The sequence below is a fragment of the Paenibacillus sp. J22R3 genome (assembly GCF_056269305.1).
Genome location: NZ_JBWDNS010000006.1, coordinates 470,089 through 485,701, shown reverse-complemented (window position 1 = coordinate 485,701; position 15,613 = coordinate 470,089). Strand labels below are relative to the sequence as shown.

At 46.5% G+C, this 15,613-nt stretch carries 15 protein-coding genes; 13 read left to right on the top strand and 2 right to left on the bottom strand.

Translation table 11 applies throughout. From position 1 onward, the window contains the following. Positions 1-108: 108 nt before the first annotated feature. The 11 genes from AC0YN4_RS25695 (at position 109) to AC0YN4_RS25645 (ending at position 9,605) form a co-directional block, all read left to right on the top strand. Complete coding sequence (locus tag AC0YN4_RS25695; RefSeq protein WP_090980575.1) at positions 109-276, top strand: CxxH/CxxC protein; 168 nt, start codon at positions 109-111, stop codon at positions 274-276. Positions 277-279: 3 nt separating this feature from the next. Further along, on the top strand, positions 280-759 hold the full coding sequence (rlmH, locus tag AC0YN4_RS25690) for a 23S rRNA (pseudouridine(1915)-N(3))-methyltransferase RlmH (protein ID WP_475783282.1): 480 nt from the start codon (positions 280-282) through the stop codon (positions 757-759). Positions 760-1,371: 612 nt separating this feature from the next. Further along, positions 1,372-2,790: a DHA2 family efflux MFS transporter permease subunit gene (locus AC0YN4_RS25685; RefSeq protein WP_475837132.1), complete on the top strand. Its 1,419-nt coding sequence runs from the start codon at positions 1,372-1,374 to the stop codon at positions 2,788-2,790. Positions 2,791-3,331: 541 nt separating this feature from the next. Next, the gene (locus tag AC0YN4_RS25680) at positions 3,332-4,072 is read left to right on the top strand and encodes a hypothetical protein (RefSeq protein ID WP_475837131.1); all 741 of its coding nucleotides are present in this window, start codon (positions 3,332-3,334) and stop codon (positions 4,070-4,072) included. 2 nt (positions 4,073-4,074) lie between these two features. Further along, the gene (locus AC0YN4_RS25675) at positions 4,075-4,452 is read left to right on the top strand and encodes a GntR family transcriptional regulator (RefSeq protein WP_475837130.1); all 378 of its coding nucleotides are present in this window, start codon (positions 4,075-4,077) and stop codon (positions 4,450-4,452) included. A 1-nt stretch (position 4,453) separates the two neighbouring features. After that, a complete protein-coding gene (locus AC0YN4_RS25670; RefSeq protein ID WP_475837129.1) occupies positions 4,454-5,158 on the top strand; it encodes an ATP-binding cassette domain-containing protein in 705 nt (234 codons plus the stop codon). Next, positions 5,155-5,592, top strand: coding sequence for a hypothetical protein (locus AC0YN4_RS25665; RefSeq protein ID WP_475837128.1), 438 nt, complete (start codon positions 5,155-5,157; stop codon positions 5,590-5,592). Before AC0YN4_RS25670 ends, AC0YN4_RS25665 begins: the two co-directional genes overlap by 4 nt. A gap of 76 nt (positions 5,593-5,668) precedes the next feature. Further along, on the top strand, positions 5,669-6,352 hold the full coding sequence (locus AC0YN4_RS25660) for a response regulator transcription factor (protein WP_475837154.1): 684 nt from the start codon (positions 5,669-5,671) through the stop codon (positions 6,350-6,352). Further along, positions 6,349-7,728, top strand: a complete 1,380-nt coding sequence (locus tag AC0YN4_RS25655; protein WP_475837127.1) for a sensor histidine kinase — start codon at positions 6,349-6,351, stop codon at positions 7,726-7,728. The genes AC0YN4_RS25660 and AC0YN4_RS25655 overlap by 4 nt, the downstream gene beginning before the upstream one ends. A 66-nt stretch (positions 7,729-7,794) precedes the next feature. Continuing rightward, positions 7,795-8,922: an ABC transporter permease gene (locus AC0YN4_RS25650; protein ID WP_475837126.1), complete on the top strand. Its 1,128-nt coding sequence runs from the start codon at positions 7,795-7,797 to the stop codon at positions 8,920-8,922. After that, a complete protein-coding gene (locus tag AC0YN4_RS25645) occupies positions 8,919-9,605 on the top strand; it encodes an ABC transporter ATP-binding protein (RefSeq protein ID WP_475783279.1) in 687 nt (228 codons plus the stop codon). The genes AC0YN4_RS25650 and AC0YN4_RS25645 overlap by 4 nt, the downstream gene beginning before the upstream one ends. Positions 9,606-10,016: 411 nt before the next feature. Here the strand turns inward: AC0YN4_RS25645 and AC0YN4_RS25640 are convergent, their stop codons facing one another. Continuing rightward, the gene (locus AC0YN4_RS25640) at positions 10,017-11,762 is read right to left on the bottom strand and encodes a sensor histidine kinase (RefSeq protein ID WP_475837125.1); all 1,746 of its coding nucleotides are present in this window, start codon (positions 11,760-11,762) and stop codon (positions 10,017-10,019) included. After that, positions 11,759-13,342: a response regulator gene (locus AC0YN4_RS25635; protein WP_475837124.1), complete on the bottom strand. Its 1,584-nt coding sequence runs from the start codon at positions 13,340-13,342 to the stop codon at positions 11,759-11,761. Before AC0YN4_RS25635 ends, AC0YN4_RS25640 begins: the two co-directional genes overlap by 4 nt. A gap of 228 nt (positions 13,343-13,570) precedes the next feature. Between AC0YN4_RS25635 and AC0YN4_RS25630 the strand changes: the two genes are divergently transcribed. Next, the gene (locus tag AC0YN4_RS25630) at positions 13,571-14,539 is read left to right on the top strand and encodes an ABC transporter permease (RefSeq protein WP_475837123.1); all 969 of its coding nucleotides are present in this window, start codon (positions 13,571-13,573) and stop codon (positions 14,537-14,539) included. A gap of 30 nt (positions 14,540-14,569) precedes the next feature. Then, the gene (locus AC0YN4_RS25625) at positions 14,570-15,511 is read left to right on the top strand and encodes a carbohydrate ABC transporter permease (protein ID WP_475783275.1); all 942 of its coding nucleotides are present in this window, start codon (positions 14,570-14,572) and stop codon (positions 15,509-15,511) included. Positions 15,512-15,613: the final 102 nt, after the last annotated feature.

The window sequence follows — 15,613 nt, the reverse complement described above, 5'->3', positions numbered from 1 at the left end:
ACAAGGCATGAACAAGGCACGAACCGAGAATAGGGAAAGAACAAGGCATTAACCGAGTATAGGGCAATGGCATAATAGGATACAGACTACAATTGGGGGATCTGGCAGATGTATTGTGTGTGTAAAGAGCATGTGGAGCTGGCGATTGATAAATTTGTGGATGAATACGAGGATGCACCGGATATCGTGGATTTGGTGACGACGAAGTTCACGGAATGGGAAGCGCCAGCCACTTGTGAGCTGTGCGATCACATTGCCGAGTATTTGGTGGTGTAGCCGGTGCATATTCAAATCGCTGCTGTCGGAAAGCTGAAGGAAAAATATCTCGTGCTCGGCATCGCCGAATACGCGAAGCGTCTTGGCCCGTACGTGAAGCTCACGCTCACGGAAGTAGCGGACGAGCGGGCGCCCGAGACGATGAGCGCCGCCGAGGAAGCCATTGTTCGCGAGCGCGAGGGTGAGCGCTTGCTCGCGGTTATTAAGCCAGACGCGCATGTTGTCGCGCTGGCGCTGGACGGGGAGCTATGGTCGAGCGAGGACCTCGCCGGCCAGCTCGATCATTTAGCCACGTATGGGCGGAGCCACGTGGCTTTTGTTATTGGCGGGAGCAACGGCCTCGCGCCCGCCGTGCTGAAGCGCGCCCAGCAGAAGCTCAGCTTCGGGCGCATGACCTTGCCGCACCAGCTCATGCGGTTGGTGCTGCTGGAGCAGGTGTACCGGGCGGTGAAGATCAACCGGGGGGAACCGTATCACAAATAACGGCAAGTTTTTTGAGTTGTTTTGAATTCTATAAATAATTAAATCCTTATTGCAGTCTTTCGATTACATGTTCCGCATGCCGATAGTATTCGAAGTTGTGGTTAACGCTATCTTGGTTAAGCCCGCTATGAAGCAACCCCCAAGCGAACTCTCTCAGCATATTCATGTATTTCATATCTTGGAGAATTACATATTGCTCTTCTTCGTAAAAGACAAAATACGATTTCAACCAGAGTATCTCTTGTGCCTGTGTAAATATATTGGTGAAGGGAATGGAGGCCAAATCGAAAAAGGCGGTCGCTCGCGAATTAATTGCGCCGAACGACCTGATTTGGCTGTACGAGGAGTTACGGGGAGAATGGGAAGTTTAGAGCTTTTTAAGAGAATTTCACTCTGGACTTATGAATAAACGCTACCTATAATCTCTTTAGAGAGGAAGTGACCCGGTCTATGAACCCGCTCATCATCTATACGCCAGAGCAAACCCATTCGACGAATTTGAATTTGATGGGCCTCAGGCGAATAGCATAATTCTACATTGACCTTCACGTTGAAGTAGAACGTTTTTGTGGATTCGCTTTTTTCCTTGAGGTTCCGCCTGGAGGAGAAAACATGAAACAAGAAACGCAGAAACGGCTGGTTATTCTGGCCGTATTGCTCGGAACGTTTACGGTAATATTAAATACAAGCCTGCTTAATCCGGCCTTGCCGGCTTTTGCCGAGCAGTATAAGGTTGATGAATTAAGCATCAGTTGGTTGATTAACATCTATGTGCTCGTAATGGGCCTTACTCTTCCGCTAACCGGTTTTTTCAGCAGACGTTTCGGTTCCAAGAAGACGTATTTGACCGGCCTGGTTCTTTTTCTAATCGGTTCCGCCGCAGCGGCGACGGCTGGGAATCTAGCGGCGCTTATCGCTTGCCGAGGATTGCAGGGATTCGGCGCGGGACTTTTGACTCCTTTATCGATTACGATTATTTTTTCGGCTGTCTCCGTTGAAGAAAGAGGGAGGGCAACCGGAATCTGGGGCGTAGTAAGCATGCTAGCCCCGACAATCGGTCCCACTTTGGGAGGATTGATTACCGATCATGGGAAGCCGGAGCAGTTGTTCTTGATCAACCTTCCTATGGGATTGATTGGATTGATAATGGCGATATTGTTCATTAAGCCTTCTGCTTCCGAAGCTGGACGATCATCTCCTTTCGATGCAAAGGGGTATGTATTGATAGCAGTCGGTATCGGATTGTCTTTATATGCGCTTGGGGCTATGAATACGATTGAAGGGGTTATGAACGGGCTTCATTGGGGGATACTGGGAGCGGGAATAGCCAGCCTATTTCTTTTTATAGTGGGCAGGCGAAAGGGTTCGTATTCTTTATTGAATTTGACCTTGCTGAGAATCCGGGAGTTTCGGATCGGAACCGCGGTGACCACTTTGATTGCCGTGGGCTACTATATGTCGTTCTTCTTAATCCCGATCGTTATTCAGAATGCGTATCATTACAGCGCGACGTATACCGGTATATTGTTTATTCCCGATGCGGTTATGACCGGAATATTCATGTTGATCGGAGGAAAATTTCTAGACCGTAGAGGTGCGCGGGGGGTAGTTGCCTGGGGCTTGGGTATAACGGGGGTAACGACGCTACTGCTCGGATGTCTAACTCCGGACTCTCCATTCTGGTATGTGACCTTGTTAATGGCGGTACGCGGAGCGGGGTTCGGGCTTTCAAGTATTCCCGCCACTACCGCCGGAATGGGAGCTTTGCCTGAGGATAGTCTGGTAGAGGGATCCGTATTGAACGATTTGATCGAACAACTCGCCTCTTCCGTAGCGATCGTCGTTTGTTTATTGACCTTTGTCGCTTGTAGAGACGTTTCCGTTGCTACGGGGCATCTCTCAATGGAGGCAGCCGACTTGAAGGCGGCTAACGGTTTGTTCCTCTCGCTTGGCATTCTCATATTCGTCGTGCTATCGATCTGTTGGTTTTCTTCCAATAAAAAGGTTGCTACGACATTGGAAAATAGATAATTAAACGCCTTAATGCATGATGCGAATACCGCAACGTGCATAAGGCTTTTTTTAATTGCGCTATGCGCCTTGGACGAGATCCCGCCGGTCGACGTGATTTAATTATCCCAATCGCACTATGATCATCTGCACACCGGTTCTTTGAAGAAAATAAAAGGTTCTCCCGTTGTGCTCGTGCCCGAGGGACTCGGACGCATGATGCTCAAGCTTATGAGGGGGAAAGAGTACGCTAACGGATACGAATACGTCCCCTTGGGGCGGACTTAATGTAGTCTTCCTTGTTACAACTTGCCGTTACAGACAGCGCGGAGAGCCGTACCACAAGTAGGGCGAAATCCGAAAAAGCTGCATGGATGTTGAAATCTGGCGTTTATGCTGGTTCAACCACGGAGATTTGACCTGAAAGGATGCATATAAATGTGAAGGCAAAGGAGGGTAACCTTGTTTGCTTTTTTAATTGCCTATTTACATGTATTAATGTCTTGGTGTACTATTACATTAATACAATTATTCATTACATTTCATAAAGGGTGAATCGATTATGAGGCAATGGTCGGCTTTATTAATTAAGGATTTCAAGTTATCAAGAACCGTGTTCTTCATCGGACTCGTCATCAACGTATTGATGGCTCTGTTGACGCTCTATTTGGGGAGGGTAGCGGGCGATACGTTGCTTATGTTCGTGCCATTGGCGATTGTTGTCGCTCTTCATGCCGTTTACGTACCGATTGTAGTATTTTTCAGTTTGAAGCGGGAGAGCAATCATTTGCTTTTATGGTTGAGCAATCCTCAACCGGCCGCTAAATTGCTCATGAGTAAGATCGCGAACGGTATGATGATGATTGTCATTTCGCTTGGCATGTTATATGCGTTGTCCGGAGCGCTGATCATCCCCAATTTTGACTTAATTGAACCCTATTGGACGGATGCTTGGAAATTGGCAACGTTCGTCTTCGTCCACATTATTTGGATATCCATTGCGATTTGCGCTTGGATGATGGGACTTTGGGCTTCATACCAGTACCTCAGATTGAAGTTAGGAAGATGGAGTCGGGCAGCTGTTGCCGCCGCGGCCATCTTATCTGGAGGGATATTTGCCTGGTTCACCTCTTCCGCGCCATATAGGTCCATTACGGAATGGGGAAGCATTACCTATAAGTTACCTGAGATATTTAAGGATCCCCTACAAACCTACGTAGGAGAGTATCTATTTGATGTCGTTATTATCGCAGGATTATTCATACTAACCGCGTGGCTCGTGGATAACAAAGTTGAGGTATAACGATGGATGAATTTAATGCGTCAAAGCCGATCTATTTACAATTGGCGGAACGGATACAGCGACAGATCATTAGCAAGGAACTGAAACCGGGCGAGAAGCTGCCTTCTGTCCGCGATATGGGAGTCAAATACAGTATGAACCCCAATACTGTTCAACGTGCGTACAGTGAGTTGGAGCGCGAAGGTGTTTTGGAAACCAGGAGAGGGCAAGGAACGTTCGTTACGGAACAACAAGATCGCTTGGTAGGTCAGCGCGAAAAGCTGAAGCATGAACAGATCGAACAGTTCGTCCACATCATGCAAGAAATGGGCTATGACGCAGCAGAGATCCTATCGGGACTGCAAGAATATTTGAGCGACATTGAAAAAGGAGACAAGTGAAGTGATTGAATTGACGAACGTTTCCAAACTACATAGGAAGCAGGTCGCACTTAAGGACATTTCTGTATCGGTACCTATGGGTAAAATCATTGGCGTCGTAGGCGGGAACGGCAGCGGCAAGTCGACGTTATTGAAGTTAATGGCTGGACTTTCGCTTCCCACTAGCGGTCGAGTGACCATAAACGGAGAGAAGGCTAACCGAAAATCCGGCAAAACCGTTTCTTACTCCCCCGAGATAGCCGTCTTGTATCCAATCTTCACGGTTAGAGAAGCAATTGCGTTTCAGGCTTCGCAATTTCCGGACTTTAATCTGGCTAAAGCGGATGAAATTTTACACCTTATGAAGCTGGATTCTAACATGAAAATCAAGGCGTTATCGAAAGGAAATCTCGGCAGATTGCAAATCGTGCTCGCTTTGGCTAGGGAGGTCCCCTACATTCTATTGGACGAACCGTTGTCTGGTCTTGATCCTATGGTGCGAGAGACGATCGTTAAAGGAATGATTTCATATGTGGACCTCAGCGCTCAAACCTTGATCCTTACAAGCCATGAGATTGCGGAAGTTGAAACGGTGATAGACGGGTTCATCGCGCTTAAGGACGGTTCCTTGCTTAAAATGGCCGAAGTGGAGGAGCTGCATGAATCAGAGGGTCTTCGTCTCGGGGATTGGATGAAGAAGGCTTATCATCTAGAGGAAAGGGAATGATGAAAATGATGGAAGATGGTCAAAAAAAAATTGCAGGCGGAGTCTCGTTATTGCGTCTTAATCTGCTCAGGGGGCTTTACCTTCTTGTCGTCGTAGGGCTTGGCATCACGGTGTTGCCTAACGTCTTTGACCGATCGCAATCGTGGGAACTGATGGAGGGTGTCGTGCAATGCATGCTCGTCGCCTTCTGGGTGCTGTGCATATTGGGGCTGAGGTATCCGTTGCAAATGCTCCCCGTACTCCTGTGGGAATTGGCTTGGAAGTCGGTTTGGCTGATCGTCGTTGCGTTACCGATTTGGACTTCCGGTCAGATGGACGACACAACTATGGAGACGGTCATTGCCTGCTTATTGGTTGTCATATTTCCATTCATAATCCCTTGGCGCTTCGTGTTTGCAAACTATGTGAAGAAGCGCGGAGATCGATGGATGTAAGCTGGAATATTCGCCGATAGACCCGTTAAGCTGAACCGTACCACAAATAGGGCGAATTTTTTTGAAATGGGAGGTTATCACGTTGAACCACCTGCTGCTGGCAGACGATGATCCAAATATTAGAGCGCTGGTGCGTTACGTCATGACCCGTGAAGGATATAGCGTGCATGAAGCTCGCGACGGGGCCGAGGCGGTAGAGGTTATGGAACGTTCAACGATAAATATCGCTATCATAGATGTGATGATGCCGCATATGGACGGGTTTGAGTTGTGTGAGCATATTCGACAGCATTACGACATCCCGATTATTTTGCTCACTGCCAAGGACCAGCTATCAGATAAAGAACGAGGCTATCTAAAAGGAACGGATGACTACGTGACCAAGCCATTCGAGCCGGAAGAGCTGCTCTTCCGGGTTAAAGCGCTGTTCCGCCGCTATAACCGGGCGGCGAATGACATTATTCGAATGCATCGTATTACCATAGATCGCAAAAACGTGGAAGTGAACGACGGTCAATCTATTATTTTGCTGCCGATGAAAGAATTTGAGCTGCTGGCCCAGCTGGCCCATTACCCAGGGCGTCTATTTTCCCGTGACGAGTTGATCCGTCTCGTATGGGGCCAGGATTACGAAGGTGACGACAATACGGTTAATGTACATATCAACAGGCTACGCCAGCGTTTTGCCGATTACGCGGATGATTTTGTTATTCAGACGGTTCGAGGCATCGGCTACAAAATTGTGGTGAGAGCCAAATGAAAAGTCTGTACTCTCGCGTGTTTCTGATTATAATAGCTGTTATCTTGGCCAGCAGTATGTTGGGATTCATCGCTTCTAATATTTATTACCATATAAAGCTCAAACCATTTAACGATGAGAAGCTTGTATCCATTGCCGAGCATATGAAAAACTTTATTGAATCTGATCCGGAGGATATGGAGCGATATCTTGGTAATGCGGCCGCTTTAGGGTACGAGATCTATGTGACGGATGGGCAAGAAGAGTCTCGTTTTTATGGGAGAACCTTCCGGGAGCAGAATCTAGACAAGCAAGACATCAGGATCGTTCTTGGAGGCGGAATCTACCACGGTGTGGCGCAGTTTCCAAATAAGCCGTTCATCACGGGCTTCTTCGATAACCGCTTAAGCAATACGGTAGGCGTGCCCATACAAGCATCGGGAAAGACTTACGCTCTGTTCATGCGACCGGATGTACTGCTGCAGTTCGGAGAGCTTCGTACCTTCTTTGCCTTAGTCGGATTGCTGACCATCATCATCAGCCTATTATTCTTCTTGGCGAGCACTCGCTATATTGTCAATCCAATTACGAGGTTAACCGAAGCGACCAAACGTCTTGCACAAGGAAACTACAATCTTCGTCTAACGACGGGAAGACGTGATGAAATTGGTCAGCTAGCTGAGCATTTTATGACGATGAGCCGGGAACTGGAGCGGGTCGATCTGGCACGCCAGCAATTTGTATCTAATGTATCGCATGAAATCCAATCGCCGCTTACCTCCATCCAAGGATTTGCTAAGGTATTAGCGCAAGGGGATTTGCCGGAAGAAGAACGCCAACAATACGCTTCCATTGTTGAGGCTGAAAGCCGCCACCTCTCCATGCTGAGCAAACAGCTGTTGCTGCTCTCTACGCTAGAACAAGGAGAAGAGGCGCTGAACAAGAAGCACTTCTCCTTACGCCGACATATCCGTCAAGGCGTGGAAATGTTGCAATGGCAGCTGGATGGGAAGGAATTATTACTAAAGCTATCCGTTCCGGAATCCATTTCGGTTTATGGCGATGAAGTGCTTCTGATGCAAGTATGGACAAATTTGCTGAGTAATGCGGTAAACCATATTCCATTGGGCCGAAGCATCGAAGTGCGTGCTGAGGAAATGCAGTCGCATATCCATGTGGTTATTTCGGATAATGGAGAAGGGATTGCTTCCGAGCATTTACCCTTTCTATTCGATCGGTTCTACCGTGTCGATCGCGCTCGGGAACGTACTTCGGGTCGAACAGGCTTGGGTCTGGCCATTGTGAAGAGGATTGTGCAGCTGCACGAGGGAACTATCGAAGTGAGCAGCATACAAGGGGCAGGCACCAGCTTTACGGTGACGATTCCCAAATTGTAATTTGTTATTTATGCGCCATTTATATTCGCTTCCTAAACTGGAGACATCCAAGAGGAGGGAAGCAACATGTATCTGGCCATTCGAGAAATGAGGTTCGCTAAAGTCCGTTATTCGCTAATCGCGATTATTATGCTGCTTGTCACGTTCCTGGTTCTGTTCGTTACCGGGCTTGCGAGAGGGCTCGCCTATGATAACGCGGCATCGATTCAAAATATGGACGCTACACATTTTATTATGGAGAAGGATTCGAATCATCGCTTCACCCGGTCACGTCTCAGCGAACAAGTACGGATACAAGCGGGCTTAATCACAGGACAAGAGAACGTGCAGCCACTTGGCGTCAAGATGACTACCATGACGGCGGAGGGGACAACTGGGAAGCTAGACGTGACGCTTCTTGGAATAAATCCGGTGGGCTGGCTGATGCCCAAGGCGACCGAAGGCGAGCCTATCACATCGGGCGGGGCTGGAAGTGTACTTGTAGATCGCAAACTGAAGGATTCAGGGATTGGCCTCGGTACTGTTCTAGTAGATCAGGCTTCAGGCTTGAAATGGACGGTTAGCGGTTTTGTCAGCCATGAATCTTACAGCCATTCGCCGGCGGTATTTCTGAATGAGCACGACTGGCAGCAGCTTCAGTTGGAGACTGCAGCGCGAACGGAGTCAGGAGAATCCGGAGACGGCAAGACCTATAATGCGATAGCCGTAAAGGCGAATAAGCACCAAGCAAAGCAGCTTGCTGCAACCTTGCCGGACTCAGAGATCGTTACCAAATCACAAGCCGTTATGGCCATTCCGGGTTACAAGGAGGAGCAGGGCTCGCTTTGGATGATGATCATCTTCTTGTTTCTGATTTCTTCCTTTGTCCTAGCAGTGTTCTTCTATGTCATCACGATCCAGAAGAGTAGTCAATTTGGTGTTTTGAAGGCGATCGGAACACGAACTGTTTACCTTGTGCGAAGCGTTTCCCTTCAAGTGTTGCTTTTATCGACAGGGAGTCTAATTATCAGCATACTGCTTATCCAAGTAATTAAAGCTCTCTTGCCTGGCGGCATGCCGTTTCTGCTTCAACCCTCCACATTGGCGTTTACTGGCGGTGCGTTTATTGTGATGTCGCTTGCCGGATCACTGCTTTCCATTTGGAAAGTAACCAGAATTGACGCCGTGGATGCGATAGGGAGGAGTGCAGCATGAGACACAGACTTATCCTGGACAATATTACGCATACCTTCGAGGATGGCGGTATGCAGCGAACGGTACTCGATCGCCTGAATTTGCAAGTTTCGGAAGGGGAACTTGTGGCAGTTATGGGACCGTCCGGATCCGGCAAGAGCACGTTTCTATCGATTGCTGGCGCACTCCTTGAGCCTACGAGCGGTGGAGTATTGCTGGATGGAGAGGCGATAGCCGGTAAACAGAAGCAGGCGCTGTCCGATATACGCCTGAACAAGATTGGATTTATTTTTCAAAGTGCCAACTTGATTCCATACTTGAAGGTGGAAGAACAGTTGATGCTGGTCGCAAAGTTAGGGAACATGAACAAAGTGAAGGCGAATGAACGCATCAAGAAGCTGCTTCATAAGCTGGGTTTAGACCACCGTAGAAGTGCTTATCCTCACAAATTATCAGGTGGTGAGCGTCAGCGCGTCGCAATCGCAAGAGCACTCATGAATGATCCGGCCGTGCTAATGGCGGACGAGCCGACGGCGAGTCTGGATGCCTCAAGAGGAATGGACATCGTACGGATGATTGCCAGAGAGGCAAAGGAACGGGGTAAGAGCGGAATTATGGTTACGCACGACGAACGGGTACTGCCGCTGTGTGATCGTGTTCTTTATTTAGAGAACGGTCGTCTAATTGAAAATAAACATAAGTAGGGCATGCGGCAGATGGGGTATACTTGTTAGAAAGCATAATAAACAAAGAATTCTAAATAGATGGAGATGCGAAATGAGTAAAGGCAGAGTATGGAACAGAGGTAAGCACAATGGTAGAGGCCTTCCTCCTCGTAAAGAAAATAAGGGACCTGATAATCCGAGTGGTAATAACGCAGGGGGCCAGGAAGTAGAGCCATCCGGGCTAACAAAGGACAATATTTCATCTCGCATAAACACAGTAAAATTTATGAATAGGGATCATTGGATCAGCCGCGTCAATCCAGTGAAACGCGAGGACTTGGACAGTAAGACCCGTAAGTGATGATGCGATACATCTTCGAACTTGTAAATAAACCCCTAGACTTGAACGCAACGTTCGAGCGCTAGGGGTTGTTTGTTGCGTACAATTGTTTAGATACTATGTTGTAAAGGCAGCATGATGATAATTTTCGTGCCGCTTCCGACTTGACTGCGAATGGTAACACCATAGCTTTTTCCGTAAGCAAGCTGTACGCGTTCATGTACGTTTTTTATCCCATAACCGGCTTTCGATTCTTTGGATAACAGTGTTCCTACTTGATCGGAAGACATACCGCAACCATCGTCTTCTATTTCAAGGAAAAGCGCTGGAACACCGGCGACTTGTATGGATTGATAAACCCGAATGGTAATGTTCAAGCATGTATGATCATCAACTATGGCGTGATTAATAGCGTTTTCCACAAAAGGTTGTAACAACAATTTTAACGTTTCATGGGATGATAAGCTTTGGTCAATTTCCCAGTGTTCGATAAAGCTATCATCAAAGCGCATATGCTGGATGGCAAGATAGTGTTTGGTAAGGGCAAGTTCTTTATCCAACGTAATATATTGATGCCCCATATTCAGCGAGGTTTGATAGAATCTTGCGAGATGGTTCACGATTTTGCTTACTTCAATATCGCTGTTTTGGATGGCCAGAGAGGAAATACCCGACAGCGTATTATAAAGAAAATGCGGATTGATCTGACTTTGCAAGGCATAAAGTTCCGCGTCGCGCTTGGCAATTTCCTTGACGTACAGCGTATCGATCAACTCTTTGAGACGTGCGCTCATCTTATTGAAAGCCGTGCCTAATTGACCGATTTCATCCTTGCTGAAATCATCGGCCAAGATGATGAAATTTCCTTGCTCTACTCTCAATGCTTGACGGTTTAACTTACGCAGACGGTGCGAGAAATATTTGGCGATGACAACGATCATTAAGAGAGAAAGGCCGAGACTAAAAGACGCAATGACGACGATTTGCATAGCCGTTTTACGAGATGAACGCATGATTTCGTCAATTGGCGTGAGAGAGACTGTTTTCCAACCATGCTGCATGGTGTTATATACGAGCAAATTGGGATGTCCATTGATGGTGACGACTTTTTGATTGCTAGACAGGTCAGGGCCGATGGCTTCGCTGAACGGTAGGTTTAAGAGCGATTTATCGGATGCGGAGATAATTTGATTTTTTTCATTGAGCAAGTAGACGCTTTTGTTTTGCTCTTCTTTTTCGATTAACCTGTAGAGCAGTTCTTCATAGAGACCGATCGTCAACATCCCGTAATGTTGGTTTTGATTATTAAAGTTGAGAATTCGCCCAAGATAAATCACGTTTTTCCCGCTTTTGTCCTGGATTACGTTGCTGAATATATTGTTGCCATAGGTTTCAAGCAATTGAGTGAGATACTGAATCGGCAGATTCTCAGGAGTGATATGTTTGAGAAACAGACCATCCTCCGGGAGTGTTTTATTGTAGACATAAAGGTTGATGCTAGCAAGGTTGTTGTTAGCGGTCAGCATGCTGTATAAGAGTCCATCGATATATCGGTAGGCTTCGACGGTAGAATAGTCGGTTGTGTAGGTTTGCGTTAGATAAACTTGTAGGGCTTCATCCGTATAAATCAGAGATGAAATTTGGCGAAGACTATCTAATTGAGCATTTACGTTGCTGTTGATTTGTTGGTTGCTGCTCGACATATTCTCGTATGTCAATTCCAACAGCCGTTGCTCTGTACGATCGTAGAAGAATATCGTAATGAACAATAGAGGGGTTATCGTTACCGTAAGAAACATGAGTAATAACTTCTGTAGCAAGGATAAATTTTTGAAAAACTTCTTCAGCGTATTCATGATAGTGATCCCTTTTTCGCGTGCGTACGATATTGGTTAGGAGTGAGCCCGGTGCGTTTGAAAAAGGTAGCGCCGAAATAGGAGGGGCTTTCAAAGCCGACTCGTTTGGCAATCTCGTGAATCCTAATATTCGTTTCCTGCAGCATAATGCAAGCGTTATCTATTCGGATCTGAGTTACGTATTCAAGTAATGTTTTTCCGGTAATATCCTTAAAAATAGTGCGGAGATAGTTGGGTGAAAGAAAAATAAGTTCTGCCAGCGCATCAATCGAAATAACCTGTCCATAATTTTTCTGTATAATACTGCAAACTTCATTGACGATCTCGATGTGTCGGTCGACGGGAGATGCCTGCAGCTCGTCCATCATAAGGTTTAGGATTTGCCGCATGTGCGTTTTCATAGATTGCATGCTTTCCATAAGGGAAAGGCGTCCGAGAAACTGGGCATCCTTCTCGATAATTTCTTGCAAATGGCGGTTGTTGGCTCCGGTCGCCGACAACACGGAATCAAACACTGATATGGTATCTACAAAAACTTGGCTGACATTTCCGGGAGGGAGACCGCCATCGTAAAAGTCATGGAGCCATTCTTCGACTTGGTTTCTGCGGTTTTGTTGGACGGCGGCAATCAAGTGCTTTGTTTCGGGAAAGGGTTCCTTGCGCGAAGTAGCGTTCATGGTTTCCCAGCTGTCGCTAATAAGTCCCGTGCCTTGAGTTGCAACCAGATGATTGCGAATTTTCAGCATCTTTGGCCAATTTTTCGTAAAGGAAAGTAGTGTTTGCGGGTAGTTTGTCAGGAAAAGCGATATCCAACGTTCAGCATGCGCCGACTGATTCCGCCAATTCGTAAACGAGGTACTGACCGATTCCTGCGTGACAAAAATCCATTGGCCATCCCGCAGCTTGGTCAGTACACCGGGGAAAAAGCTGGGCAAACCGGCGATGAAAAATTCTAATCTCTCCGCGGTGGAAAAATCACCGGAAGGCGCATCGATAGCAAGAGGATTCTCAGCCAACAGCGTATACTCGTCTATGCTGATAAGTACAAAGTAAAATGTTTTGTTCTCGGCAGGAAGATGTAAATAGCGGTTGTAAATAGAGGTCACTTCATCCGCTAAGCCGGAGAGCAGATGACCGCCGATTCGGAGAAGTTCACGCAGATATTCGCCAGCTGTCAAGACGGTGGAATTGAGACGGTTTTTCTGCTCTTCGCAACGTTGATGGACCATCTTCATCGTGGCAGCCAGTTCTTCGTTGTCGATCGGTTTCAGCAAATAGCCGCAGGCGCCATGCTGCAGTGCGGCACAAGCATATTCAAACTCATTGTATCCACTCAGAAATACAATCTGAATAGCAGGAAAGCGAGCATGTACTTGTTTACAGAGTTCGATGCCATCCATGACAGGCATTTTGATATCGGTAATGAGGATATCCGGTTGCAAGGCTTCAATCTTATTCAGTGCATCTCGTCCGTTGCTCGCAGTAGCAATGACGCGGCAAGACATCTTGTCCCATTCAATATAATTGGCCAAAGTGTCTAATGTGAGTCGTTCGTCATCCACTAAGATTATCGTGTACATGCATCGAGCCTCCGCAATATGGTTTCGTTATCGCACGATAATTCCATTACTTAGAACAAAGTATAGATTCGCGTACATGTACTGTCAATTACAATAGCTTCTGTAAAACGGACAAAACGAAAGTTCGTTTTTTTCTGATATAAATCGGAAAATCGAGAGATAGCGGAAGAATACGGGATACCCTAAGATGAACTCATAAACCTAATTTGGATATGAGGAGTCGGGAGAATGGAATGTGATGTCGATGGAAGCAACGAGAAAATACCGCTGCTGAAATATCCCACAATAAAAAAAATGCTTCGGCAGCGATACTTATTTATGCTCTTGATGCCGGGAGTTGTATGGGCCGTATTGTTTGCTTATGCGCCTATGGCTGGTTTGTACATGGCGTTTATAGATTACAAACCTACCTTAGGGGATTTCTGGGGCTCTCTTTTTAAAGCGGATTTTGTGGGATTGCAGTGGTTCGAATACTTCTTTACCGGACAAGATTTTGTGCAAGTGATGCGCAATACGTTGGTTTCGAGCGTGTTAACGCTGTCCATAGGGTTTATGGTTCCTATTTGTATTGCGATAACGTTGAACGAAGTCAGAATAAGTTGGTTCAAACGGACGGTACAAACAGCATCCTATTTACCGTTCTTTATTTCATGGGTTGTTGCTGCGAGCATTGTGATTACGTTCTTGTCGGCTGAAGGACCTGTCAATCAATTGTTGATGAAACTCGGTATTGTAGAACAAGGCGTTTTGTTTATGCAGGAAGGAAAGTTATTCTGGATCATCATCGCCTTGTCGAATGCGTGGAAAGATATGGGATATAACTCCATTATGTATTTGGCGGCTATCGCAGCAATTCCGACGGAGCTATTCGAAGCGGCAAAGGTGGACGGCGCCGGTCGTTTGAAGCAAATCTGGTATGTGTTACTGCCGATGCTGCGGCCTACAATTATTATTCTTCTGATTTTAAACATCGGCAATTTGCTGAATACCGGCTTTGATCAATTTTTCCTACTGGGAAATTCGCTGAACAGGTCGTATTCCGATGTAATCGATACCTATGCGTTCCGTTACGGCATTCAGAATGGCATGTTCTCGTATGCATCTGCCGTAAGTATGTTCAAATCGGTAGTCGCGTTTATTTTGGTGGTAACTGTCAACCAATTATCTAAAAAAATGAGCGGAACGCGTCTGTTCTAAGCTGTACGTACAGCTGGAAGGAGGAAGAGGATGGAAAACGAAGTTGCGCGGGCTAACAAGTCAAGCGCTATAAGCAATCGGTTACAACGTTATACGCTGGCAACCATTACAGGGAATATGTTCGTTTACGGATCGTTGATGTGCTTGTTTATCATTACGTTTTTTCCGTTCTGGCATATCTTCGTTTTATCCCTGAACGATGCGTCCGACCCTACGTATGGACAATTTATGCTGTGGCCGAATGATTTCAGCCTGGACAGTTATAAAACCGTTCTGAAGGATTCAGAAATTCTGAATTCCATTATAGTAACGGTCGGTCGAACGGTCATTGGAGTACCTCTTACACTGGCTTGTATTTCGATGCTGGCTTATACCCTTAGTAAAAGAGAACTTGTGGGCTGGCGCGGAATCAACTTGTTTTTTATATTTACGATGTACTTCGGCGGGGGGTTGATTCCCACGTATATGGTAGTACGCAGCTTGAATCTCATCGACAGCTTTTGGGTGTTTATTTTCCCCGGGGTAATAAGCGTTTTCTGGATGATATTGGTTCGCACCTACATGGAGGGTTTGCCCAAAGAAATGGAGGAGGCGGCGCAAATGGAAGGCGCAAACGATATTCAGATTTTTCTGAAAGTCATTCTGCCCGTGTGCACGCCGGTGCTTGCGACCATCGCCTTGTTCTCAGCCATTAGCCATTGGAATGCATGGTACGACTCTTATATTTATACCTACGACGCTTCTTTGAAAACATTGTCGGCGGTTTTGGTGAAAATTCTGAATCAGTTCCAGACGAACGATATGTTAAACGAGGCAGAGCAGCTTGCCAATGAACAGCGGAAAATGCCGGTTTCCAGCGAGACGATCCGTATGGCAGTGACCATGGTAGCAACGCTGCCGATTATTCTTTTATATCCACTACTGCAGAAATATTTCCTGAAAGGGATGCTTATTGGGTCAGTGAAAGGCTAAGCGATACGAATCATAGAACGTATTTGCTCCATCTTTCCGAAGCTTTGTTCGTTCGGAAGGTGGTTTAAATAAAAGCTATTTCATTCAATGAGGGGGATCTTA

Coding starts and splice junctions, on each gene's coding strand:
- AC0YN4_RS25695 (WP_090980575.1), top strand. CDS start 109: ATGTATTGTGTGTGTAAAGAGCATGTGGAGCTGGCGATTGATAAATTT.
- AC0YN4_RS25685 (WP_475837132.1), top strand. CDS start 1,372: ATGAAACAAGAAACGCAGAAACGGCTGGTTATTCTGGCCGTATTGCTC.
- AC0YN4_RS25680 (WP_475837131.1), top strand. CDS start 3,332: ATGAGGCAATGGTCGGCTTTATTAATTAAGGATTTCAAGTTATCAAGA.
- AC0YN4_RS25675 (WP_475837130.1), top strand. CDS start 4,075: ATGGATGAATTTAATGCGTCAAAGCCGATCTATTTACAATTGGCGGAA.
- AC0YN4_RS25665 (WP_475837128.1), top strand. CDS start 5,155: ATGATGAAAATGATGGAAGATGGTCAAAAAAAAATTGCAGGCGGAGTC.
- AC0YN4_RS25655 (WP_475837127.1), top strand. CDS start 6,349: ATGAAAAGTCTGTACTCTCGCGTGTTTCTGATTATAATAGCTGTTATC.
- AC0YN4_RS25650 (WP_475837126.1), top strand. CDS start 7,795: ATGTATCTGGCCATTCGAGAAATGAGGTTCGCTAAAGTCCGTTATTCG.
- AC0YN4_RS25645 (WP_475783279.1), top strand. CDS start 8,919: ATGAGACACAGACTTATCCTGGACAATATTACGCATACCTTCGAGGAT.
- AC0YN4_RS25640 (WP_475837125.1), bottom strand. CDS start 11,762: ATGAATACGCTGAAGAAGTTTTTCAAAAATTTATCCTTGCTACAGAAG.
- AC0YN4_RS25635 (WP_475837124.1), bottom strand. CDS start 13,342: ATGTACACGATAATCTTAGTGGATGACGAACGACTCACATTAGACACT.
- AC0YN4_RS25630 (WP_475837123.1), top strand. CDS start 13,571: ATGGAATGTGATGTCGATGGAAGCAACGAGAAAATACCGCTGCTGAAA.
- AC0YN4_RS25625 (WP_475783275.1), top strand. CDS start 14,570: ATGGAAAACGAAGTTGCGCGGGCTAACAAGTCAAGCGCTATAAGCAAT.